The sequence below is a fragment of the Haladaptatus litoreus genome, assembly GCF_900156425.1.
Lineage (GTDB): Archaea > Halobacteriota > Halobacteria > Halobacteriales > Haladaptataceae > Haladaptatus > Haladaptatus litoreus.
Map to the genome: position 1 here is coordinate 376,051 of NZ_FTNO01000004.1, position 21,737 is coordinate 397,787.

Genomic DNA, 21,737 nt, shown 5'->3' on the forward strand with positions numbered 1-21,737 from the left:
ATGACTTCGTTCCTCCCATTGGTTATCCGTGATATATATTTATGCTCACCCCCTGCAATTTCTTGTATGGTTGATCTGGAACACCGAGCGACCCGCAGTTATTTATGGAATTTTTGCAAGCGAGTCGGTGTCGCACCAGTAATCGCAACTCTGTACTGGCACACTAAGCTCGCGTTGCATTTCTGGTCTACAACGGTGACCATTGGTTGTCACACTGTTAAGTTTGCAACAGATACTCGAACCGAGTATCAGCGCGCAACTTCGCTCGTCGGAGAGCAGACCGTCATAGAATCTCTGCTCACAGACGTTCGAGATTCCGATATAGTGTTTGACATCGGTGCTAATATTGGTACACACACCTGCTTCGTAGGAAAGTCCTTACGAAGTGGTAGAGTTATTGCGTTCGAGCCAATGCCGACAAACGCTATTCGCCTTCGCCATAACCTTTCGATGAACCTTCCGGCAAGCAGATGGGAGGTTGCTGAACTTGCCCTTTCAAACGAGGAGGGCTCCGGTACTCTTGCTGTTGAAGGAAAGCGCTACGGTGAGGGAAAGCATGCTCTTTCTTCGGACGGTGAGCTGACAGTCGACGTCTCCCGAGGTGAGAGTCTCATTGAGGAGGGTCGATATCCTGCACCGGATATCCTCAAAATCGATGTTGAAGGTGCGGAGTTGCGAGTGCTTGAAGGATTTGGCGAACAACTTTCTAATGTTCGTGTCATATACGTAGAACTCCATTACGACCTTAGTGCAGAGTACGGAACGTCGACGGCAGAAATTGAAACGTACCTTCGGGATTACGGTTTCGAAATCGAACGGCTGAGTGATCGGTCAGATGCGTATCACATCCGTGCTATCCGTTCACAAGAGTGATTATTCAAAATATCTAACCAAGGATATCAGGGTGATAGAGATCCGAGTTATAACTGCTGAAACATTGCTATTCTCGAAATCATTATACATTATATTAAATATACTTGCTGTAAATAAATACTTTAATTCACTATGACGATATGGTTCGATTCGTATAATCAAGCATGTGCCATGGGAGTCTGTTTCTCCAAATGTTTGATCACAAGTGCGAGTGAGAGGAGATGCACTTCATTGTTGCTCTGGAAAATGATAAAAATGCATGATGTGTGGTATTGACTGATAAATAGCTATGAGCACGCAGGCATTCGTTCCCTCTCGTATGGTGAACTACCCTGCCCTGCTCGGCTTGACAGCCTCGCTGAGGACAGGGCTTCCTGTTTCGATGACGCGCTTTGCAGACACAACCGTGTCCGGAGGGAGCGCAGTCTCCGCAGGCGTCGATTCGGAGTGAACCACTCCTACTTTGGCGAGTCCGCGAGAAAGGATGTTGTAGGCAGCGTTCGCGTCGCGGTCGCACGCGAAACCACAGGCTGGGCATGAGTGTTTTCGCACCCACAACGGCTTGTCTGTCTTGACGCCACACTGGGAACATTCCTTGGTCGTCCCTCGCGGGTTCACCGCCACAAAGTGCGTGCCTTCGCGTTCGCACTTGTACTCCAACATTCGGAGGAACGTCCCCCACGCCGCTCCGGCACGGTTGCGGCTGTTGTCCGGAAGTTCCATCAACTCCTTTGTGTCGAGGTCTTCGACAGCTACGAGGTCATACTCCCGAGTGTAGTAGTTCGAGAGTTTGTGCAGAAAATCCCGACGTTTCCGCTTCAACTCGGCATGTCGCCGGGCGACCGTACGCTGTTGTGTGCGGTAGTTTGCCGACCCGTGGTCTTTCCGCGAGAGCGTCCGTTGCTCGCGTTCCAACCGCTCGCGTTCGGCGGATAGATTGGGACCTTCGACCGCAGTTCCGTCTGTGTCGTGAGCATACTTGAGAATCCCTACGTCGATACCAACGCATTTCTCGGGGTTCTCGGGTTTCGTGGGTGTAGCGTCTGTGGTTTCGATTCCGAGGATAGCGAACCACTTGCCGGTCGGTTCGCGTTTGACGACTACCTCTTTTATCGTGGCGTCGTCGGGGATCTCTCGGTGGTAGACTATCGGAATGTCGCCAATCTTGGACAAAGACAGTACAGTTCGGCCACTCGTTTTCTTGAGTTCAAAGCCGGTTTGACTGTATTTGATTGACCGATATTCCCGTGGCCCTTTCCAGTTGAGCGTCCCAACCGTCCGGCCGTTCTCTTTCAATGATTTGAGCGTTGAAAGGTTGTCGTACAACCGTTGAACGACTTTTTGGAGCACTTTCGAGTGAATTTGCTTCAAGTCGCTCCACCATTTTTTCAGGTCGGGAAGCAACGATTGTTCCTTGTAGGCGGTTGTCCCGCTGTTGCGGTTCAGTCGGTGGAGGAAGTGGTTGTAGACCTGTCTACAGGTATCGACAGTCCACGCTAACCGTTCGTGGAGGTCGTCGGACGGGGTGATTCGATACCTGTAGTTGTAGCGCATGGCCTACTCGTTTTCGTTGCTTGGATCGGTGACGCGGACTACTTTGACAGTGGCTCCTGTCCACGCTTTCGGGACGTAGATGTGCGCACCGTTGCCGGTTGGTTTGACTTCGGCCTCGAGAACTTCGTGTCCTTCGACTTCGTACCGATCCATTAACTGTATCTACAAGGTAGATACTCATAAGTCTACCGACAACGTGGGCCTGCGAAATGGCAAAAGTACACGACTGCGAGACGATGACGGCGGGTGTATCCCCATCCTACTCGCTCTCTTCGGCCGCTCCTTGAGGATGGGGCCTTACCCGCCTGCAATTCAGGTAAAGCGGATAAAGACACAAACGCGCTGTGGGATATTTTGTTTGTAATCTCAAACAAATAGGACTCTCAAACCGCTCAGGATTGGCTGTTCTGACTTGGCGCCAGCGGGGGACTATGCTTCTTGTGGACACGTTGTGTCGACACAATGCATCAAACCAAGATGCTCTCCGCTTCAAGGTAGGGAGATGTCACCTCTTTGGGCACACGTCTCCATCAGGGACGTCATAGTTGTCGTCGCCGGAGCTGCCGTCGTCGCCGGAGCTGCCGTCGTCGCCGGAGCTGCCGTCGTCGCCAGAGCTTCCATCGTCGCCGGAGCTGCCGTCATCACCGGAGCTGCCGTCATCACCGGAACCTCCATCGTCTCCGGAACTTCCATCGTCGCCGGAACTTCCATCGTCACCAGTATTTCCGTCGTTCTCGTCACCGGAATCGTATTCTGAGCTGTTGTTGCCGCCGCCGTATCCGTCTGGACTATTGTCGTCGATACCGTTTGCGATGTTGGAATCCTTGACAGTGACGTTTTCGGCGTTACTTGTGATACGAAGCGCTGGGTTACCGCTACGCGCGAGCGCAGAGACACCTTGAATCAGAGTTCCAGTACCGCTCTCCACGATTGCATTGTCTTCGGAGACGTAATCGCCTTCGTAGATTACAACGTTGCTCGCTGTATTCGTCAATGCACGTCGTCCCCCTGATCCACCGTGTTCAACCCTCAGGTTGCGGAATTCTGAGTCATTGCGGTTGTTCTGGATTGCACTCCGGGTTCCATTGGTGGGCGCGTTCCCAACGATTGTGACGTTTTCGAGGAAAACAGGTTTGTCGCCTTGCTTGATTTTGATGGCCGGGCCACCGCCCGTCTCATGGTCGACAGTGGTTTGGCTGATAGTGGTCCGTCCCGCAGATCCTCGGATAGAGATGGCAGGCATTGCGCTATCGCTTCGAGCTGTTACGGTAGAGTCGACGATTGTGACGTTGTCAGCACTACTCGTAACCCAGATTGCAGGGCTCTCGTCAATAGTCGTCCGGACATCAACGTTCCGTGCAACGACGTCCGTTCCTTCTCCTATGCGAAGCGCACGCTGGGCGATATCGTTTGCATTTTCTTGATTCGCGATGATTGTTGCGTCTTCAATGTAGCTTCCGTTACCACCGAGTCGGACATTTGCGCCCGTACTGCCTTCAAAGCGACCGCCTTCAATTTGGATGGTGCCGGTTCCCTCGGATGCGTACAGCCCGTTGTCCGGGAAGCCTCCGAGTACACAATCACGGAATGTTATTGTACCGCTGTTCTGGTTGCAGAGAATACCGGTCGGTCCTCGCCAGAGTGAATTCGCGGGCGCATTACCAACATATGCGCCGCCCTCTGGGGCCTTGAATTGCTCGACGAGGCCCGTACCGTCAGCATTTGTAACTTCGAATCGTGCCGGTCCAAACGTCCCACTATCATGCTGACCTTGAATATCGATGTCGCGAACAACGAGCCCATCTGTGACTGCCGCTTCAATGACGCGAATACCTGTGTTGTCGGCTGTCTGGTCGACGGTGAATCCCTCAACCCGGAGGTCATTACCAGGGTCATAATCGACGCCCAATCTGAAGAGTCGGTAGTTTCCGTCGTTGTCATTGAATTCCTGATAGCTTGCTGGAACAAGTTCCGCATCATGGCCGATCATGCCGAAATTGTTGAAGCCAGTAAAACGGAACTGTTCGTCCATGTAGTATCGTCCCGAAGGGAAATACAGGAGCGTGTCGTCATCTGCGTACTCCTGAAGTATGGGGGTAATGGATTCGTTTCCACCGCTGTCTGCACCCACTTCGGTTACATCGATAACAGTGTCATAGTTATCGTCATACTCAGAATGGTTGGCAGCCGCAGAGCCCATCATTGCGGACGATGCCATGATTGCTCCAGTTAGCTTAAGATAATTTCTACGGGTCGTTCCGGTTCTATTACGCTTGTCTGACGCCATCAAAATGACCCAATCCACCCGGCATATTAATTATCGGGTGGCTAGTTCATGTTCTCCCTAGTTTTCCTCCGTTGGAAACGGTATGAACGGTTTGAAGCATGTCACTTTTCTCCCTGTATAATACTTCACACACGGTCCTTAAGCTCCATATAAGAAAATACCTATGTCTGGTTTAGTAGAGTAGGATGAAACGACAGACGCGACGTACGTTCCTGACGACGGTAGGTGCGGCCGGTTCTTTCAGTCTCGCCGGTTGTACGGGTATCCTCGGAACCGACGACGAGACGACGACCTCCGAGAGTACCACCGACGCGGGAACGCCCTCCAATACAACAGCGCCGTCCGAAACAACGTCCGGCGAGGACAACCCCGATGACGGCCAACAGAGCGGTCCACAGACATTCGAGAGCTTTGAAAAGCTCGGTTCGTGGAGTGCCGTTGAGCGCCAGGGGACACTCAAAAAGAGTACAAAGCAGAAATACGAAGGTTCGCAGTCAGCTCACATAGTCGGTAGTAAGCAGACGAAAGAAGGGCAAATCTTCCGTGCAGACTTTGCACAAAGCGGTGGACCTGTGAATTTCAGCAATAAGAATCTCTCTCTTGCCTTCAAATGCACTTCACATGACTTCGTGAAGATCGCTGTCCAACTATACGCACCTGACCGCGGTCACATCGTCGAGATGAAACGCACGTTATACGGTCCAAAAGGCAAATGGGTACGTGTTAATCTCGGTGTTACGAGCGCTATGCGGCCAAAAGGCGTTGACCTCTCTAAAGTGTACCAGATGAAAATCATCGGCCGTCCAAATGACTCTAATACGAACAAACCTATCGAGTTTTACGTCGATGATCTGAAAACGGTGCCCACACCAAAGAAGGGAATGGTAATGCTCACCTTCGACGATGGGCTCGCATCGCAGTACACGAAGGCATTTAAGACGATGAAACAATACGGCTTCTCCGGAGTCGATGCCATCATCCCCGCTGCTGTTTACGATGATGGTTTCCTTACACAGGGCCAGATGCGAGAGATGACCGAAAACGGATGGGACATGATTGCTCACCCGAATGCCCAGGCAAGGCCGTTGGATCAGCGACCGGCAAAAGAACAAGAGCAGCTCATGGTCGACGCGAAAAAATGGCTCAAACAATATGGGTATGCAGGACACAAGTACATGGCTGTCCCGAAAAACGTTATGGGGCCAAAGACGTTCGACCTCGCCAATAAACACTTCGAGGCAACGATGTCGTTTGGTGCGTCACCAAACGCGCTTCCTGTCATCAAAAAGGATACCATCCTCTCGCGAATGTACGGTGACGGTAACCTGCAAAAGACCAAGCAGATGATTGACTATGCGGCCCGGTACAAACAGTTGACGCCACTTATGTTCCACAGAATCGGTGGAGATGGCTTCCCAGAGCAAAAATTCAAGCAGGTGTTGGAGTATATTAAACAAAGTAATGTTGAAGTTGTCACGCTCACAGATCTAGAGAAGAAAGGTCTCTTCATTTAACAGTCTACACCACGTACTTCATCTTTCGCAAACAGCAGGAACGTACATTTTTGGCTGTCGTCATACCCGTCCGAAATTATTTTCGATAAGTGCACTACATGCAGGGGAGGCGTTGGTACTTCTTTCGCCCCGAATGAACTACCTCTCGCCCAGTCGTGCATTGGCTCTCTATGTGAAGTAGGCCGAGTACTCGGAACGTGGGTGAACTACCCGCCCTACTCGGCCTGACGGCCTTGCTGAGGACGGTGCTTCCTGCTTCCACGACGCGCTGTGCAGGAACCGAAACGGTACACGTTGAGAGTGCAGTCTCCACAGGCGGTGATTCAGAGCATCCCGCTCCTATATCCGCTTTCTTCAACCCACGAACGAGAATATTATACGCCGCGTTCCAGTCCCAATCGGCGGCGAACCCGCACAACAGACACGAGTGCTTTTGTACCCACAATGGTTTGTGAGTTTTCACCCTACACGTGGCACACTCCTTGTTCGTGTTTCACGGAGTGAACTACCCCGCCCTACGCGCTTCGCGCGTTGAGGACGGGGCTTCCTGCTTCCAAGACGTGCTTTGCAGATACGGACGTATCCACAGGGAGCGCAGTCTCCACAGGCATTGAATCGGAGTGAACCACTCCTACTTTCTTGAGACCGCGAGAAAGAATGTTCCACGCCGCGTTCGCGTCTCTATCCGCTTCGAACCCACACGACGGACACGAGTGTTCACGAACCCACAACGGTTTATCGGTCTTCACACCGCAGGACGCACATTCCTTCGTCGTGTTTCGTGGGTCTACAGCGACGAAATGCGTTCCTTCGCGTTCGCACTTGTATTCAAGCATCCGGAGAAACGTGCCCCACGCGGCGGATGCTCGGTTGCGTGAATTCGAATCAAACTGCATCATCCCGACGACGTTCAAGTCTTCAACAGCTACGAGGTCATACTCCCGAGCGTAGTACGCTGAGAGCTTGTGCAAGAAGTCACGGCGCTTCTGTTTCAAATCGGCGTGACGACGTGCGACAACACGCTGTTGCTTACGGTAGTTTTCAGACCCGTGTTGTTTGCGTGAAAGGTCACGCTGGGAACGTTCCAGTCGTTCACGTTCGTTCGAGAGGTCGAGCGATTCAACGGCCGTTCCGTCAGTGTCGTGGGCGTACTTGAGAATGCCTACGTCGATGCCGACACACTTCTCAGGGGCCTTCGGTTTCTCGGGCGTTTCTTCGTCAACGTCGATAGCGAACGTGGCAAACCACTCGCCCGTCGGTTCTTGCTTGACCGTGACTTGTTTGATGGTCGCGTTCTCGGGAACATCTCGGTGGAGATGGATCGGTATCTCACCGAGTTTGCTCAACCACAATACTGGCCGACCGCTCGTATTCTTGAGTTTGAAGCCGGTTTGATTGTAGGTAAGCGAGTGGTAGTCCCGAGGACGCTTCCATTTGAGCATCCCGACGGCGCGTCCATTCTCTTTCTGCGCTTTGAGCGTCGAAAGGTTGTCATAGACGCGCTTGACGACCATCTGTAACACCTTCGAGTGAACGTCTCGGAGGCCATCCCACCACGATTTGAGATCGGGAAGCGTTCCCTGCACCTTGTATCGGGCGGGAATGTCGTCGGATTCGTTGAGTTTGAACAAGCAGTGGTTGTACAGTTGCCTACAAATATCGATGTGGCGCAGAAGCTCCTCGCGGATGGCGTCTGTTGGCTGAAGTCGGTATTTGTAGTTGTACTGCATGAGCTATTCGTCGGAATCGGGGTGGGAGACACGAACGACTTTCACGTCGGCTCCGCGCCACCGTTTTGGGACGATGACGTGGGCACTGTTTCCGGACGGTTTGGCGGTACCGTCAAGGACTTCGTGCCCCTCGATTTCAAACCGATTCATCACTGTTGTATAGACTATGGATAGACATGAAGATACCGATTGGCCTGTGAGCCAGCCGAAGTACAGTGATGAAAGACGATGACGGCGTTGTATCCCCTCCCTACTCACTCGCCACGCACCGCGCTCGCTCCTTGAGGAAGGGGACTTAGCGCCTGAATACAGTTAACCGGAACGTAGTACGTTCCTTCGCGTTCACACTTGCAGTCGAGCGTCTGGAGAAACGTACCCATGCGGCGGATGCTCGGTTGCGTGAGTTTGAGTTGAATTGCATCATTCCGGCGACGTTCAAGTCTTCAACGGCCACGAGGTCGTACTCTTTGGCGTAGTAGTTCGACAGCTTGTGCAAGAAAGTCGTGACGCTTCCGTTTCAGATCGGCGTGACGCCGGGCGACGATTTGGCATTGCTTCTTCCAGTTGTTCGACCTGCGTCGCTTCCGCGAGAGGTCGCGCTGTCCGCGTTCCAAGCGTTCGCGTTCATCGAAAAGGTCAAGCAATCCGACCGCTGTGCCGTCGGTGTCGTGGGCGTACTTGAGTATCCCTACGTCGATACCGATGCACTTCTCGGGCGTCTCCAGCTTCTCAGGTGGGTCGTCGGGTGTCTCAACATAAAGTACAGCGAACCATTCTCCGGTCGGTTCGCGTTTAACCGCTACAGTCTTGATGTCAACGTCCTTTAGAAGGTCGCGGTGGAAAGTGAGGTGGATCACCGATTTTCGATAGCCACAGGCTTGTCCGGCCACTCGTGTTTTTGAGTCCGAAACCGGACTGGCTGTAGGTGAACGAACGGTACTCGCCTTGACCTTTCCACTTGAGCGTCCCGACGCAATGGCCGTTATCCTTTCGACTATGGAGTGTCGAGAGGTTGTCGTACAGCCGTTGGACGACCTTCTGGAGAACTTTCGAGTGAACTTGTTTCAGGTTGCTCCGCCACTTCTTGAGCTCGGGGCGTCGCTTCTGTTCGGAGTATGCCGAGGTTCCGTCGTTCTGATTCAGGTGGTGGAGAAAGTGGTTGTAGACCTGTCTACAAGTATCGACAGTCCATGCTAACTAATCTTTGAGCGCCTCGGACGAGTTGAGTCGATACCTGTAGTTGTAGTTCATTGTGAACGTTCTTCGATGAGTTCATCGAGTTTCCTACGAACGATGAGAGGTTGAGGTGGTTCTCCTCAATCTACTCGGCCTCCGCCCTGAGGACAGGGCATTAACGCCTGAAAATCAGGTAATATCCCAACCGCAATTGGGATTCTAGCGTCTTTAGGCATAGGTGAATGTCAACGCAGGAGGAAATCACATGCCCGTTGTGTTTGGCTGGGTTGTCGTTGTGCTTGTTCCGAATTGCACGGTTGAGGTCATACTAAGCATATCCGTACCGGTGGTTGTGGTGGATAGAGGTGCTGTCGTGGTGGTGGTCAATAGTTGCGTTGTCCTAGTCGTCATGGATGAGGGTGTTGTCGTGGTGGTGGTCGATGGTTGAGTCGTACTAGTTGTAGACGACGGAGGTTGGGTTGTCCTGGTTGTGGTGGATGGAGGTGCTGTCGTGGTGGTGGTCGATGGTTGAGTCGTACTAGTCGTAGACGACGGAGGTTGAGTTGTCCTGGTTGTCGTGGATGGTGGTGTCGTAGTGGTCGATGGTTGGGTTGTCCTCGTCGTTGTGGATGGGGGTGTCGTGGTGGTGGTGGTCGATGATTGGGTTGTCCTGGTCGACGACTGAGATTGGGTTGTTTCTTCCGCTGGCGTTGTAGACGGAGGTGTCGTCTCTTCCGGCGGCGTTGTAGACGGTGGTTTGGTCGTACTGTCCGGCGTCGTCTCTTCCGTGGTTGTGGACGACAGGGATGTACTGTCCGTCGTTCCAGCGGGTGTCGTACTCGCTGGTGGCTGTGTGGTCATGTTCGGTGCTGGGTCAGAATCGCCGCCGAATCCGGGATCAAGGAACGCATATCCGATTCCCGAAACGAAGAGCAGGATGCCGGCAACGACCATCATCTTTTGCATTGAGTCGGATGACATTGTATCTTCACTAACGTTCGTTTTGAGCGTTTCAGCAGTTGAGCCGAGCGGTTCTGGGAGTGGTGTGAGTAAATCTAAGACCTCATGGAGGTCGAGTGCGCCGAGCGCAAACGCAAAAAAGAGAAAGATGATGAGACCAAGCAGTGGGATAATAATGAGCGCTAGGGGAAGTTCGACACCCAGTAGGGTGGGGCGTACGTCAAGTAGATGAGCGAGCACGAAAATTGGTGGTGCGGAGAGCAATGTGGTCGCCAAGATACGACCAAGACGTGCATCAGACAGTGGATCGAACCCAACTTTTCGAGCGCTCCAAAGGTGGAACACGAACATCAGGCCATATCCAATACTTGTGGAGACTGCTGCGCCGTGCATCCCAAACTGGGGAATGAGAATGGCATTCAATACGAGATTGATACCTGCTGCCGAGCCGGTCGCAGCAATTGGATATTTCAATTCTCCTTTTCCTTGTGCAATAGCAAGGACGGGGCGGGCAACGGCGAATCCAAGTGCACCGGGCAGTAACAAGAGCAATGGCATAATTGCTGGGTTGTACTGCGAGCCAAAATACACAGGGACGGCAATATTTGCGAGAACGGCGAGACCAAGTGCCATGATTGCCGTTAGGAGGAAGGTATATCGGGTTGTCCGTGCTGCCAGCTCGGATATCTGTTCTGTTTTATCGTTTGACCAGAGTTCTGATGTCGAGTGAACAAAGACGGTCTGAAGGGCCAGCGGAACGAACCATAGGAACTCTGCGAGCTTGAGTGCGGCTCGGTAGTACCCGACCTGCATGTTGTCCGCAAGGGCCTGGAGCATCAGAATGTCCACGTGGTACAGGGACATCAACAACAAAATCAGGACGATGGAAAGTGAGTTAAACGCCAACATCTTGCGGCGTGGGAACCCTTCCGGCGTCGGACGAAACAGGCTCCGAAGCGACACTCGCTGGAAAATGAGAATGAAACCGATGATCGCAACTGCGGCTGCGGACGCTATCTTTCCAACAAGCGCGCCAGCAACAGCAATTTCGAGAAGGCCGCGATCCTTCATTACGTAGACCAGCGGCAATGCAACGATTACGAATGCTACTCGTTGAACGACTTTCAATGGTTCGGAGTACCGTTCTAATCCGAATCCCATTAGCGTTCGACGGCTATATGCTCTGAACTGACTCACTATCGTCATTATCGAGAGCAGGTAAAAGTACAACTCATACTGCGGCCCAAAAATCCAGGCAACAACACCACTCCATGTAAGGAGTGCGAGAATTCCAGCCCCAACACCGGCGAGAAGGAGTGCTAACCGGAAATAGAACCCGACAACATGCGCCTCCCAACAGTCCATCTCTCGCTCTTCGGCGATGAATTTCCGGACACCGTCTGTCACACCAGAACTGACGAGAATCATAAAGAGCGAAAAGACCGAAATAACGGTGGTATAGATGCCGACTCCGGCCGGTTCGAGCAACCGATACAGAATCGGGGTTGTGAGGATACCGATAACGAGTGTTAGCACTTTAGTACCGGCAACCGAGATGACGCCACTTAGAATACTTCGTTGCACAAGATCACCGTTGATGCGCTACTTATCATGTCAGTACCTATCATCACTATATCTTTATGGAACTTTATTATGGATGAGTTAGTGCTCAGGCATAGCCGAGATCCTGAAGACGTTGTTCAACATCGACTGATACCTCATCCATGTCTTCATCTTCCGTTCCTGCCGTAATAGTCCGTCGATCGCCATTTTGATAGACGAGCCACGGGACAGTGGTTAACGCTGGAATGTAGATTCCATTCGGGTGGCCGTACTCCGCCATCGGAATCGGCCGAGCCCGTTCACCGAATGCTTCGCCGTGGTCTGCCGTGACAACCGTCTTCCCTTTGAGCGTCGTCAACAATTGATTGACGTATGGATATACCAATTCGAGGTTCTCTTTATATGCCTTATAGAGAATGTCGATGGGAACGTCGACTTCGCCAGTCATAAGCCGGTTCCAAAAGTCAAGTGAATCCAGGTTCAGATACTTCTTTCCAGTTGGCCCGATAAAGGGGTAGTGTGGTTGAATAAAGTGGACAACGATTCGCTTATTCGGGAACTCTTCGGCAGCCTGTTCTGCGATCTCTGTGACTGTTTCTGGGCGAACCGTTCTAAACTCGTCGTCCCATCCTTCATCTTGCCAAATGTTGATGACCTTATGCAACTTCACATCTACTCGGTCGCGTTTTCGGTATAGCTGTGGATTCGCCGTCACATAGACCGTGTCACGGAGGTCTGCGCCATCGAAGTATGTGTACAAAAAGTCCGGTGTCGAACTTGACCTGGTTTGTCTCGATTGGAGTTCCCCTGGGAAAGAATGGGTTTCCTCGAATATATCAAATCTGCAAGCATCAAGGATGATAAGATTATCCCAGTCTTCTTCGAAGAACTCCACAGCGTCGTCCGGTTCTCTCTGTTGATAGTAGTATTTATTTAGCTCTCGCACGACAAGATGTGGTTCTCTAATCCCGCGTTTAATACGCCGAACCTTGTCTGAAATAGTCATGTACCTTTGTGAATGATACGTTTCTATATTATTATACGTCTCATAATATCTACTCCCCTCGATTTCGGCAGAATTCAGTCTCGCGGTATCTGTCCCAGTCGGCTCAGTCAGTACTATTTTTACTGCGAAAGATCCCATCACTTGCGGCAGGAATACAGCACCGTCACAGTTCTACGCGTGGTCTTAATAGGGATGGACTGCCGAGTCAGCACCTGTGAAGACTATGTTCGTTGTCGATACGGTTGTGTCTGCAAAGCATGTCTTCAAACCAAGAGACCCCGATCTTTAAAATTAGAAAATATTATAGATTAAGCAGTTCGGCATAGAGATGCGCGATATTAACACAAACGCGTTCCCATGTGAACTGTTTAGCGTGTGCTTCAATACCGTCACGGTTCCACTCTTTGTGCAGTGCGCGAACCACGGCATCTGCCAGTGCATCGTGGTTTTCTGGGCTGTCAATGAGGAACCCGTGGTCTTCGGAAGTGATAACCTCCTCACTCCCGCCATTGATAGTGGAGACGACAGGTGATCCGCAGGCCATCGCTTCAAGCTGTACGAGCCCGAAGCTCTCACTGTAACTTGGGAGGACGAAGGCATCACAGGCACTCATCCAATATTTTAAGTCATCGTTTGATACGTATCCAAGGAGCCGAACATGGTCTTCGACGCCCAGCTCTTCAATTTTTTCTTCGAGTTCAGATCGCATCCCGCCGTGACCACCAATTGCACAAACAACTTTTTCATTTTGTTCAATGATGGCAGGCATGACGTCGATGAGATGCTGGAATCCTTTTCGCTTTTTAAGGTGTCCAAGTGCGAATAGTAATTTTGTCTCGTCACTGATTCCGAGTGCCGTTTTTGCTTTGGTCTGTGATACTCGATGAAGTCTATTTTGACTAAATCCGTTTGGAATGTAATAGACCCCGTCATTGAACTGCTGTAGTGTGCTTTTATCTTTCCGGTTGACACGAATAATGGCGTCAGCATTTTTCCAGGTCCAATTTATCTTCTTATTTGAGGACTCAAGCTGTTCGACGAACAGGTCGTGATTTTCGTGAACCGTGAGAATCGACGGAATTTCGAGTTCCCGCCCGAGGACACTTCCGACGTAGCCGGCCGTCCACGTCAGATGGCTGTGAATCACATCGAAATCAACAGGAAGGTCAGCGACGATTTTTTTCACCTTTCGAGCGTGCTGGTCGCCAAGATACCGCCGGTGGAGATCGATCGGCAAGTAAAGCAGAGGAGTACTGATAACGGTGAGGTTGTCAGGTTTGTCCTCCTGATTAACTTTCGCGCTCTTACTGAACGGTTTCGCGTAGTCGATGGGGAGATATTCAGAAATATCTGCAAACCGGTTGTACCGTACAAGCACGTATATCTCGTTAAAATAATCCGCCAGAATATCTACTTGTCCTTTGACGAAATGATTGTAACTGTGAGAGATGATGAGCAGATTCTTGTCCCCTAATCCCTCTAGGTTGTGATCCAAGGGTATATCCCCGGTATTCGGCGGTTCGGCTACTTGAGAATGCGCGTCGCTCGACATGCTCCACGGTAAACCTCCATCGATGTTTATTATCGGGTGACTAAGCATGCAGGTCTTCCTCCGAATGGATATCGTTTACATAACGCGAACTAAAGATCATTGTTGATAGAATTATTTTTCTCGCGGGAAAGAACTGACCCATATCGTCAATACCGGTCTTTTGGCGTTTTCCATCATCTACGTACGAGTTCGTAGGTGGGGTAGCCCAAGCCAATCTCTTGTTTGATTCGCTCACACTATTACTCTTATCAGCTATTTTGTTCATGGTGATCTTCTCCAATTAGCAAGTCGATAATAAAGCCCCGAGAAATCGGAGTACAGGATAACAAAATGCCCCCGACTGTGAGCGTTATCGTACCGACGTATAACCGGGCACACTCCCTACCTCGAACTGTCGAAAGCGTCCTCTCACAGACGCTCGAAGATTTCGAACTTATCATCGTAGACGACGCGTCAGCCGATAATACGGCGGAGGTCGTCGCGTCGTACGATGACGACCGAATCCGGTTTTTCGAACACGAAGAGAACCAGGGTGCGAGTGCCGCGCGAAACACAGGTATTGAGCATGCTGAGGGAGAATATATGGCGTTTCTTGATTCAGACGACGTATGGCTTCCGACGAAACTTGAAAAGCAAGTTCTTACCCTTGAAATGCGATCCGATGATTGGGTTGCTGCTTACTGTAAGGCGGAAACTGTTCACCCAGACGGCCAAAATCCAGTCATGAAGTGGGCAACACAGCTTATTTCACGACGGAACAAAACGGAGGGTGCAGAAGGAGGCAAAGAACTCATTGGTCCACTTCTTAGTGATAGTCTCCATACTAGTGCCGGTTCTACGTTGCTCGTAACGAGCGAGGTAGTGCAAAAAATCAACGGGTTCGACGAGTCTTTTGACCGATTTCAAGACCCCGAATTCCTCATTCGTGTGCTCGAACATGGGAAACTTGCCTGTGTGAATGAAACGCTTCTCATTCGATATGAAACTGGATCCCCCCCAGCAGATTCAGTCGCGAAAGCGGATGCACACTATCTCCGAACTTTCGCTGACGAGGTCGAACGTCTCGAACGCCAGGGTATCGACATAACGGGTGCCCATAACTACATTCTTGCAAGACAGTACCTCAATGAGGGACAGTTCCGTACTGGATTTCGCTATCTCCAGAAGTCGCGAAGACCTGAAATACGCCAGGTTCCAGGATTGTTGTTGAATCTGTATTCAGGGATTAAAGCGAACATTGGATGACTCTACGCAAACTCCACTACGCACACTATTATCTCGGTTTGTCAATCCTTTCGATGCTATTATTTACTTGTACAACGCTCAATTTGGAACCGTTCAAACAACTTACGACCATGTACTCTACCGCTATTGTCGTTATTTTATTCACATTATTGACTGTTATACAATCGATAAACGATAGTTAGATACTCACTAACAAAATACGAGCTTCTAACTATTTAATGGGGGGTGTTATGTAATTTGTGGACAATTTCAATCCGTTCAAATCGTACAATCGCAAGACGTGAACGGTATGAAACGGCCTATAACAAATTGAGAGAAACATAATACTTTATGTAGCGTCCGTGTCTGGCCTGTTTCGAAGTCAAATGAGCGCTACGACGCAGAATCTCTCTGATTCACCCACGTTACGAGAAGACGAAAAGACGAATACCCTTTCGAAGGACAAAATATTCCATATCCTGCAGACACAACGCAGGCGGTACGCACTTCGATACCTCAAAGAGCAAGGTAGTAAAGTTGAGATGCGCGATCTCGCCGAACAGGTCGCTGCGTGGGAAAATGATACCACAGTCCAGGCACTCGCTTCAAAAGAGCGCCAGCGTGTCTATATCGCACTGTATCAATCGCATCTCCCGAAACTTGATGAAGAAGGTATCATCAACTACAACCAAAGTCGCGGTATTGTTAAGCGCGGGCCACTTGCTGAGCAATTTGATCCATATCTTGAAACAACCGATACAAGCACCGATGAAACGGCCAAACCTGATTCAGAAACGGATGAAGATCGCTGGTTCAGCTATTACCGCTGGGCGACGGCTGCGAGTGCTGGAATATTTGGGGCCTCATGGCTGAATCTCCCGGTTATTTCTACCGCATCTACCAATACCCTCGGAGCGGTTATCATTAGCCTCTTCGCGCTGATCTCCAGCGCTCAGTTCGTGTTCCGCTAGAATTATATAAAATAACTCGGTCATTAGTCCATCAGCTACTTTGATAGCACCTGCTATCTTTTATCTGCAAAGCGTATCGTTAAAACAGGAAGCTCCGCCCTTTAGGGCGGGGAGGAGTCACTGTTTCGCCCTGTTTCATCCGTTTAGCTACTGGATAATAATAGTAGTACCTTGCGAAAGAATTGATACGATGTCGATAGATCTGAACGCAACGAGACAGAAGGGGGACAATAAGACGGCAGATACCCAGTGCCGCAACTGTGGATCGTTTGTGACACCCCAGTTTACTCGTGTGTTCGGCAACAACCGGAATGAGGTATTTGGCTGCTTCGAGTGTATGACTGCGACTGAAGTGAAGCGGGGGCATGCAAACCACCCCGAGACAGCGGCTCGCGCTCGTAAGGAAATGCAGTAGTGTTCAAGAGCGCTTTTTTCTCCCCTTATCCATCAACGCAAAACAATACCTGAACAGCTATTTCGCTGTGTTACGTAATTACAGGCGAGAAAGCCTCGCGCTCAAGAGCGAGGATGAATCGCCGTCTTTGTTCACTTTCGCTATACGGTACAGTCTTAGGTGCTCTCCGTGCGTTTTTCTGGGTATCCGACGCGGCATGTCCGCGCCCATACCGGGATAATCGGACAAATTCGGACTTCCCGACCGAGGCTCGAAGTACCCCTTCGGGATAGGTTGGGTACCGACGCTAAACAACCAAGTACCTCCGAATCTACCGACAATCGTTCGTACCCTGCCGGAAATGGTGGGAGCGTCCGATTCGAGGATAGGAGTAACGGCCACGTGACATAGCCAGCACCTCGTCGGGGTGCGAACCGTAAACTCCCAACGCAGCCGCCTTTGTTGTGGCTCAGGCGGTGGGAATCCTCGGCCTTTAGGGCGGGGAGGATGTCACTTGTCTCGCGTTACGACTTCGCCTGGGAGCGTTGTTGCTCCCATCGAGAGCTTTAATCCCGGTGTGAGGCTCGTATTGATGCCAGTTTTCGCTTTGTCACCAGCTATGACGCCAAATTTCCGTCTGTCGGTCGACACACGACTCCCTTTCACGGTAAACTTAATGTCTGCATCGTCATGACGGAGGTTCGCCACATTCGTTCCTGCACCGAAATTCACGTCACGCCCGAGGACACTATCACCAACATACGAAAGGTGGCCAACGGTCGCACCTGGTGAGAGAACGCTGTTTTTAATCTCAACACTGTGTCCAACTTTTGCTTCTTCATCGACAAGCGTCGTGCCGCGAATATAGGCGTTCGGTCCAACGCTCGCTCCCGACCGAATCAGTGCGGGGCCTTCGATAGTGACACCTGCTTTCACCGTTGCACCTTCCTCAACGACGACTGCCCCATCAAGTACAGCCTGCTCGCTCACGTCACCGCGCACATCGCGTTCTAGTTCCGCGATCTTCCATTCATTCGCTTTGAGCAATTCCCACGGTCGTCCAACGTCAAGCCACCGTTTGACCTCCACTGCAGTCACGTCGTACTCCGAGATAACGCGTTCCACTACGTCTGTGATTTCGAATTCACCACGTTCGCTTTCACCAACATCAAGCCAGTCGCATGCTTCTTCGGGAAAAACATACGCACCAGTGTTAGCAAGGTTGGTTGGTGGATCATCTGGTTTTTCTACGATTCCTGTCACGCAGTCTCCTTCTGTTGAAATGACACCATAATTCGAGGGATCATCAACGCGGTAGGTTCCGACGCTCGGATCGTTGCTCAGGAGGCGCTTCACAGCAGCTGTATCGTAGAGATTGTCTCCGTTGAGAACTGCGAACGAGCCATCGATGTGATCACGTGCCGCGCGAACAGCGTCGGCTGTTCCACGTTGTTCTTCTTGAATCGCGTATTTGACCGGTATTCCAGCATATTCTTCGCCGAAGTACTCACGAACTGTGTCTGCCTCGTATCCGACCACGAGGACGAGTTCGTCGGCCCCGGCTTCGATGGCAGCGCGTGCTGTGTGAGCAACAAGTGGTTCCTCTGCAACCGGTAGCATCGGTTTGGGAACCGACCCAGAAAGCGGTCGCATTCGTGTCCCTTCACCCGCCGCAAGAACGATTGCCTGCATAACAATACGTTCCGCTAGAAGGCGTATAATTATTCACGGGCTAACCGTCGGGATCCGTCATGAATCAAAATGAATCCATGAATTCTACCTGTTAGTTGGACAACGTCTTGATATCCTATTTTGACTATCAAGCGAAACCCGCTATAACCGGTAAGCGAAGATGTGCTTCGAATTTTCTACACTGATAGCCATCCTATTTACCTTTATGTAGGGTGGTGCAATAGTATGTATAGAACGGAATGAACAATCTAAACCATAAGGGTGAGACGCCATAATAGTTTTCTATTAATGAACAGAACGGTGTGAAACCGTATCTTCCTTTTTTACCCTCTGTGGTAATAAGATTGGGTAACATGAGTGCGACCGAAAGCAACCACCGGGTTTCCGACTTAGTCGATGCCTTTGTCGATCTCAAAATTGAAGACTTCCTCCGCGTCACTGTAAGTGATGTTACTATCAAGTGCCATGTTCATGACATTGACCGAACAAGCGATCGATTTACGCTCTTACTGAAAACATTTTCAAACGATTATCTTCGTATTGAAACACAATGGGCAGGTGGTTGGCTCGACCCGCAGGTAGATCGACTTAAGCCCATCGCAGAAGAGCGACAACCGCTTGGCGAGTTACAAGCCATCGAATTGACTGGAAACAAAAAACTGTCTGAGCCGTTCAAGCAGAAGAAATTATAACTCCTTGAGAATATCCTCAATAATCTCTCACCTTTTGGACTTAGCTCGCCCAGATATCACTTCCTCGAAACACGATCCAACTGTTCGGTCAGAGTGCCATTGACTAATTGCGGGTTGGAAACATTTGAGATTACAAGATCCATCGTCCCTGACCCAGCAGTGTAGACGGTGACATCACCGTAACCGAATATCCGTTCGACCAAGGACTGAGAATACGTCGTATTTTGTATTCGGTCAAGCCGTATTTGGATAGTATTTGTCGACAAAACGCCTTTTTTGTGGTATATTTCCTCAGTGGTAAGAACGTACCACTCAGTTCGCCACTGGAGAAGAGGCGGCATAGCGATAATGAGTCCGGATAATGCTAGTATAACACCAAGCCAATTCGATAAGGGGAAAAAATTGCTTCCGGCTAATCCCGTACCAAGGAGAACAAAGAGAATACCTACCGTTACAAGCGGCAGAACGCGATAAACGCTTTGGTGGCCCTTCCAGAGTATTTCTTCGTCAGACGTGAGGTGAAGCCACGATGCGTTGAAATCTTTTGCCATCGTATTTCATAGCAATGAAGCCGAGTACTTTACAGTTTATCTCAAATTATCTTGAATACTGGCGGTGAACTACCTCGCCCTGCTCGGCCTGATGGCCTCGCGGAGGACGGGGCTTCCTGTTTCAACGACGTGCTTTAGGGTGTGGAGAGTTACCTTGTTGGGGCGAAAGTGGCCTGGTGTGTCTTCGTCACCATCTCTACTGTATTACATGATACACACGATTAACACTTATGTGTTCCAACGATGTAGGCTATGTATGGAGCGAAGAAACATCACAATCCGGGAAGAGCAGGACAAATGGATACGAGAGAACCATATCAATCTCTCAAGTCTCGTTCGTGAATGTATTGACAACCGTATGGAATCCGGCTTAGCCGATTAACGGCAGCAAGTCAGTAGAGCGTACGCGATTCACGCCCGCCGTAAATGACGGGATTCTCTCGCTGTTAAAAGATAGAACAGCAAACAGCAATCCTCTTCGGAATAGCCAAACGTAAATCGCTTGCCTTCGATACGCCACACATGAACGAATTCGAGAACCTAAAAGGCTTTTACGACCGCTATCCGTCGGAGTGGGTGGCGTGGCGCGAACTCGTGGATACGGTCGAGGAGACGGCCCGCGAGTTCGGTTTTCGCGAACTTGACGCACCGAGCGTCGAACCAACCGACCTATTCCGAGTGAAATCAGGTGAAGATATTGTTGAAGAGACGTACAGCTTCGTCGATAAAGGCGGACGCGAAGTAACACTCATTCCCGAGCAGACACCGACCCGTGCACGGTTAGTGCAACAACGAAAGGACCTTGGGACGCCAATTAAGTGGTTCGACACCTCGAAACGTTGGCGATACGAGGCAGTACAGAAGGGACGCGACCGCGAGTTCTTTCAAACCGACTTTGATATCTTCGGCGTCGAATCCGTAGAGGCGGATGCAGAAATTATCGCCTGCGCAGGTACTATCTTCGAGAAACTCGACGTGGCGGATTCAGTCGAATTCAAACTAAACGACCGCCAACTGCTCGACGCATTGCTCCGCGGACTTGGCGTCGGCGAAAGCAAGGATGTAATGCGCGTTATCGACAAAAAAGAGAAAATCAGCCGGAAAGAGTTCCTTGGTAAACTTGAAGCCGAGGGAGTTGATCGAGAAACAGCCGAAGAAATCGACGAACTCACCGCTATCAGTGGCGAGATGGAAAGCGCACTGGTCGAACTCTCCAATAAAGCGCCCGAGAGTGAGGCTGCGGACGAAGCAATTGGCCGAATGCACGACCTCTACAATGCCCTCTCGGCCTATGGTGTCGAGTCGATGTGTCGGTTCGATCTCTCTATTGTCCGCGGGATGGACTACTATACCGGTCTTGTATTCGAGGCGTTTGCCACTGAGAGTGACCTCCGTGCTTTATTCGGTGGTGGTCGCTATGATGATCTCATTGGCCAGTTTGGAAGTCGCGATGTCCCTGCAATCGGGTTTGCCTTTGGTTATTCGCCGACAATGCAGTTGCTGAAAGAACTTGGCGAATGGCCCGACGAAACAATTTCGACCGATGCCTACGTCCTGACAATCTCCGACTCCGTACACGAAATCGGATTGAAATACGCGATGGATCTCCGTCGTGGCGGGTTGAAAGTCGAAACTAACCTTACCGACCGCAGTGTCGGCGAACAGTTCGGCTATGCCGACCGTATCAATGCTAAGTACACTATTGTTGTTGGCGAACGGGATCTGAACGAGGGTGTCGTAACGGTACAAAACATGGCTTCGGGCGACGAAAAACAGATCCCGAAAGACCAAGTCGTTGAACACGTTCTTAATCTCTTGTGACATTTCCCCGGGCGAACACGATGCTATGCGGGATGCGTTTTTGATGAGTACTCGTGTTGAAGCCGCATTTTAGCTGAAATGCAGGCGGGTAAGCCCCCTTCCTCAAGGAGCGAGCAACGCGAGCGAGTAGGGAGGGGATACGTCCGGTGTTCAAACGCGACAAGAAGCGTGCATCGG

Annotated in this window: 17 protein-coding genes and 2 pseudogenes; 7 read left to right on the forward strand and 12 right to left on the reverse strand. The window is 50.8% G+C overall.

Annotated features, from left to right (window positions below):
* Positions 1 to 66: 66 nt before the first annotated feature.
* Positions 67 to 873 carry an FkbM family methyltransferase gene (locus tag BW974_RS17925; protein ID WP_084186367.1) on the forward strand — a complete coding sequence of 269 codons (807 nt, stop codon included), beginning with the start codon at positions 67 to 69 and terminating at the stop codon, positions 871 to 873.
* A gap of 327 nt (positions 874 to 1,200) precedes the next feature.
* Here BW974_RS17925 and BW974_RS17930 read toward each other — a convergent pair whose 3' ends face one another.
* The 3 genes from BW974_RS17930 to BW974_RS17935 all read right to left on the reverse strand — a co-directional run bounded on the left by BW974_RS17930 (position 1,201) and on the right by BW974_RS17935 (position 4,714).
* Positions 1,201 to 2,427: an RNA-guided endonuclease InsQ/TnpB family protein gene (locus BW974_RS17930; protein ID WP_076431600.1), complete on the reverse strand. Its 1,227-nt coding sequence runs from the start codon at positions 2,425 to 2,427 to the stop codon at positions 1,201 to 1,203.
* 3 nt (positions 2,428 to 2,430) lie between these two features.
* Positions 2,431 to 2,580 (reverse strand): DUF2080 family transposase-associated protein, encoded by a 150-nt coding sequence (locus BW974_RS24900; protein ID WP_139328930.1) that lies wholly within the window; start codon positions 2,578 to 2,580, stop codon positions 2,431 to 2,433.
* 352 nt (positions 2,581 to 2,932) lie between these two features.
* The gene (locus tag BW974_RS17935; protein WP_245800177.1) at positions 2,933 to 4,714 is read right to left on the reverse strand and encodes a hypothetical protein; all 1,782 of its coding nucleotides are present in this window, start codon (positions 4,712 to 4,714) and stop codon (positions 2,933 to 2,935) included.
* Positions 4,715 to 4,899: 185 nt separating this feature from the next.
* Here BW974_RS17935 and BW974_RS17940 point away from each other — a divergent pair, with 185 nt between their 5' ends.
* Positions 4,900 to 6,228, forward strand: a complete 1,329-nt coding sequence (locus tag BW974_RS17940) for a polysaccharide deacetylase family protein (protein WP_076431601.1) — start codon at positions 4,900 to 4,902, stop codon at positions 6,226 to 6,228.
* 94 nt (positions 6,229 to 6,322) lie between these two features.
* Here BW974_RS17940 and BW974_RS27470 read toward each other — a convergent pair.
* The 7 genes and pseudogenes from BW974_RS27470 to BW974_RS17970 form a co-directional block, all read right to left on the reverse strand.
* Positions 6,323 to 6,709, reverse strand: a pseudogene (locus BW974_RS27470) (hypothetical protein); the annotation flags it as partial.
* Between the two features lie 34 nt (positions 6,710 to 6,743).
* Positions 6,744 to 7,958 (reverse strand): RNA-guided endonuclease InsQ/TnpB family protein, encoded by a 1,215-nt coding sequence (locus tag BW974_RS17950; RefSeq protein ID WP_076431603.1) that lies wholly within the window; start codon positions 7,956 to 7,958, stop codon positions 6,744 to 6,746.
* A 3-nt stretch (positions 7,959 to 7,961) separates the two neighbouring features.
* On the reverse strand, positions 7,962 to 8,111 hold the full coding sequence (locus BW974_RS24910; protein WP_139328931.1) for a DUF2080 family transposase-associated protein: 150 nt from the start codon (positions 8,109 to 8,111) through the stop codon (positions 7,962 to 7,964).
* Positions 8,112 to 8,269: 158 nt separating this feature from the next.
* Positions 8,270 to 9,209, reverse strand: a pseudogene (locus BW974_RS17955) (RNA-guided endonuclease InsQ/TnpB family protein); the annotation flags it as partial.
* A 186-nt stretch (positions 9,210 to 9,395) separates the two neighbouring features.
* On the reverse strand, positions 9,396 to 11,678 hold the full coding sequence (locus BW974_RS17960; RefSeq protein WP_076431604.1) for a flippase: 2,283 nt from the start codon (positions 11,676 to 11,678) through the stop codon (positions 9,396 to 9,398).
* Positions 11,679 to 11,763: 85 nt separating this feature from the next.
* Positions 11,764 to 12,663, reverse strand: a complete 900-nt coding sequence (locus tag BW974_RS17965) for an alkaline phosphatase family protein (RefSeq protein ID WP_076431635.1) — start codon at positions 12,661 to 12,663, stop codon at positions 11,764 to 11,766.
* Between the two features lie 301 nt (positions 12,664 to 12,964).
* Entirely contained in the window at positions 12,965 to 14,215 is a 1,251-nt protein-coding gene (locus BW974_RS17970) for a glycosyltransferase (RefSeq protein ID WP_084186377.1), read from the reverse strand.
* A 330-nt stretch (positions 14,216 to 14,545) separates the two neighbouring features.
* On the opposite strand from BW974_RS17970, the gene BW974_RS17980 reads away from it, so the two are divergent.
* From BW974_RS17980 to BW974_RS27545, 3 genes are all read left to right on the forward strand, one after another.
* Positions 14,546 to 15,460, forward strand: coding sequence for a glycosyltransferase family 2 protein (locus tag BW974_RS17980; RefSeq protein WP_076431606.1), 915 nt, complete (start codon positions 14,546 to 14,548; stop codon positions 15,458 to 15,460).
* Between the two features lie 365 nt (positions 15,461 to 15,825).
* Positions 15,826 to 16,410, forward strand: a complete 585-nt coding sequence (locus BW974_RS17985; RefSeq protein WP_076431607.1) for a DUF7344 domain-containing protein — start codon at positions 15,826 to 15,828, stop codon at positions 16,408 to 16,410.
* A 190-nt stretch (positions 16,411 to 16,600) separates the two neighbouring features.
* Positions 16,601 to 16,825, forward strand: a complete 225-nt coding sequence (locus BW974_RS27545) for a DUF7563 family protein (protein WP_076431608.1) — start codon at positions 16,601 to 16,603, stop codon at positions 16,823 to 16,825.
* A gap of 489 nt (positions 16,826 to 17,314) precedes the next feature.
* Here the strand turns inward: BW974_RS27545 and glmU are convergent, their stop codons facing one another.
* Positions 17,315 to 18,496 (reverse strand): bifunctional sugar-1-phosphate nucleotidylyltransferase/acetyltransferase, encoded by a 1,182-nt coding sequence (gene glmU / locus BW974_RS17995; RefSeq protein WP_076431609.1) that lies wholly within the window; start codon positions 18,494 to 18,496, stop codon positions 17,315 to 17,317.
* Positions 18,497 to 18,849: 353 nt separating this feature from the next.
* On the opposite strand from glmU, the gene BW974_RS18000 reads away from it, so the two are divergent.
* A complete protein-coding gene (locus BW974_RS18000) occupies positions 18,850 to 19,188 on the forward strand; it encodes a hypothetical protein (RefSeq protein WP_076431610.1) in 339 nt (112 codons plus the stop codon).
* 56 nt (positions 19,189 to 19,244) lie between these two features.
* Here BW974_RS18000 and BW974_RS27285 read toward each other — a convergent pair whose 3' ends face one another.
* Positions 19,245 to 19,739, reverse strand: coding sequence for a PH domain-containing protein (locus BW974_RS27285; RefSeq protein WP_076431611.1), 495 nt, complete (start codon positions 19,737 to 19,739; stop codon positions 19,245 to 19,247).
* 522 nt (positions 19,740 to 20,261) lie between these two features.
* On the opposite strand from BW974_RS27285, the gene hisS reads away from it, so the two are divergent.
* Positions 20,262 to 21,560 carry a histidine--tRNA ligase gene (gene hisS / locus BW974_RS18010; RefSeq protein ID WP_076431612.1) on the forward strand — a complete coding sequence of 433 codons (1,299 nt, stop codon included), beginning with the start codon at positions 20,262 to 20,264 and terminating at the stop codon, positions 21,558 to 21,560.
* The last annotated feature ends 177 nt before the right edge of the window (positions 21,561 to 21,737 follow it).

Bases quoted from the DNA above. Each gene is read 5' to 3' on its own strand.
- BW974_RS17925 (WP_084186367.1), top strand. From the start codon at position 67: ATGGTTGATCTGGAACACCGAGCGACCCGCAGTTATTTATGGAATTTT.
- BW974_RS17930 (WP_076431600.1), bottom strand. From the start codon at position 2,427: ATGCGCTACAACTACAGGTATCGAATCACCCCGTCCGACGACCTCCAC.
- BW974_RS24900 (WP_139328930.1), bottom strand. From the start codon at position 2,580: ATGGATCGGTACGAAGTCGAAGGACACGAAGTTCTCGAGGCCGAAGTC.
- BW974_RS17935 (WP_245800177.1), bottom strand. From the start codon at position 4,714: ATGGCGTCAGACAAGCGTAATAGAACCGGAACGACCCGTAGAAATTAT.
- BW974_RS17940 (WP_076431601.1), top strand. From the start codon at position 4,900: ATGAAACGACAGACGCGACGTACGTTCCTGACGACGGTAGGTGCGGCC.
- BW974_RS17950 (WP_076431603.1), bottom strand. From the start codon at position 7,958: ATGCAGTACAACTACAAATACCGACTTCAGCCAACAGACGCCATCCGC.
- BW974_RS17965 (WP_076431635.1), bottom strand. From the start codon at position 12,663: ATGACTATTTCAGACAAGGTTCGGCGTATTAAACGCGGGATTAGAGAA.
- BW974_RS17970 (WP_084186377.1), bottom strand. From the start codon at position 14,215: ATGTCGAGCGACGCGCATTCTCAAGTAGCCGAACCGCCGAATACCGGG.
- BW974_RS17980 (WP_076431606.1), top strand. From the start codon at position 14,546: ATGCCCCCGACTGTGAGCGTTATCGTACCGACGTATAACCGGGCACAC.
- BW974_RS17985 (WP_076431607.1), top strand. From the start codon at position 15,826: ATGAGCGCTACGACGCAGAATCTCTCTGATTCACCCACGTTACGAGAA.
- BW974_RS27545 (WP_076431608.1), top strand. From the start codon at position 16,601: ATGTCGATAGATCTGAACGCAACGAGACAGAAGGGGGACAATAAGACG.
- glmU (WP_076431609.1), bottom strand. From the start codon at position 18,496: ATGCAGGCAATCGTTCTTGCGGCGGGTGAAGGGACACGAATGCGACCG.
- BW974_RS18000 (WP_076431610.1), top strand. From the start codon at position 18,850: ATGAGTGCGACCGAAAGCAACCACCGGGTTTCCGACTTAGTCGATGCC.
- BW974_RS27285 (WP_076431611.1), bottom strand. From the start codon at position 19,739: ATGGCAAAAGATTTCAACGCATCGTGGCTTCACCTCACGTCTGACGAA.
- hisS (WP_076431612.1), top strand. From the start codon at position 20,262: ATGAACGAATTCGAGAACCTAAAAGGCTTTTACGACCGCTATCCGTCG.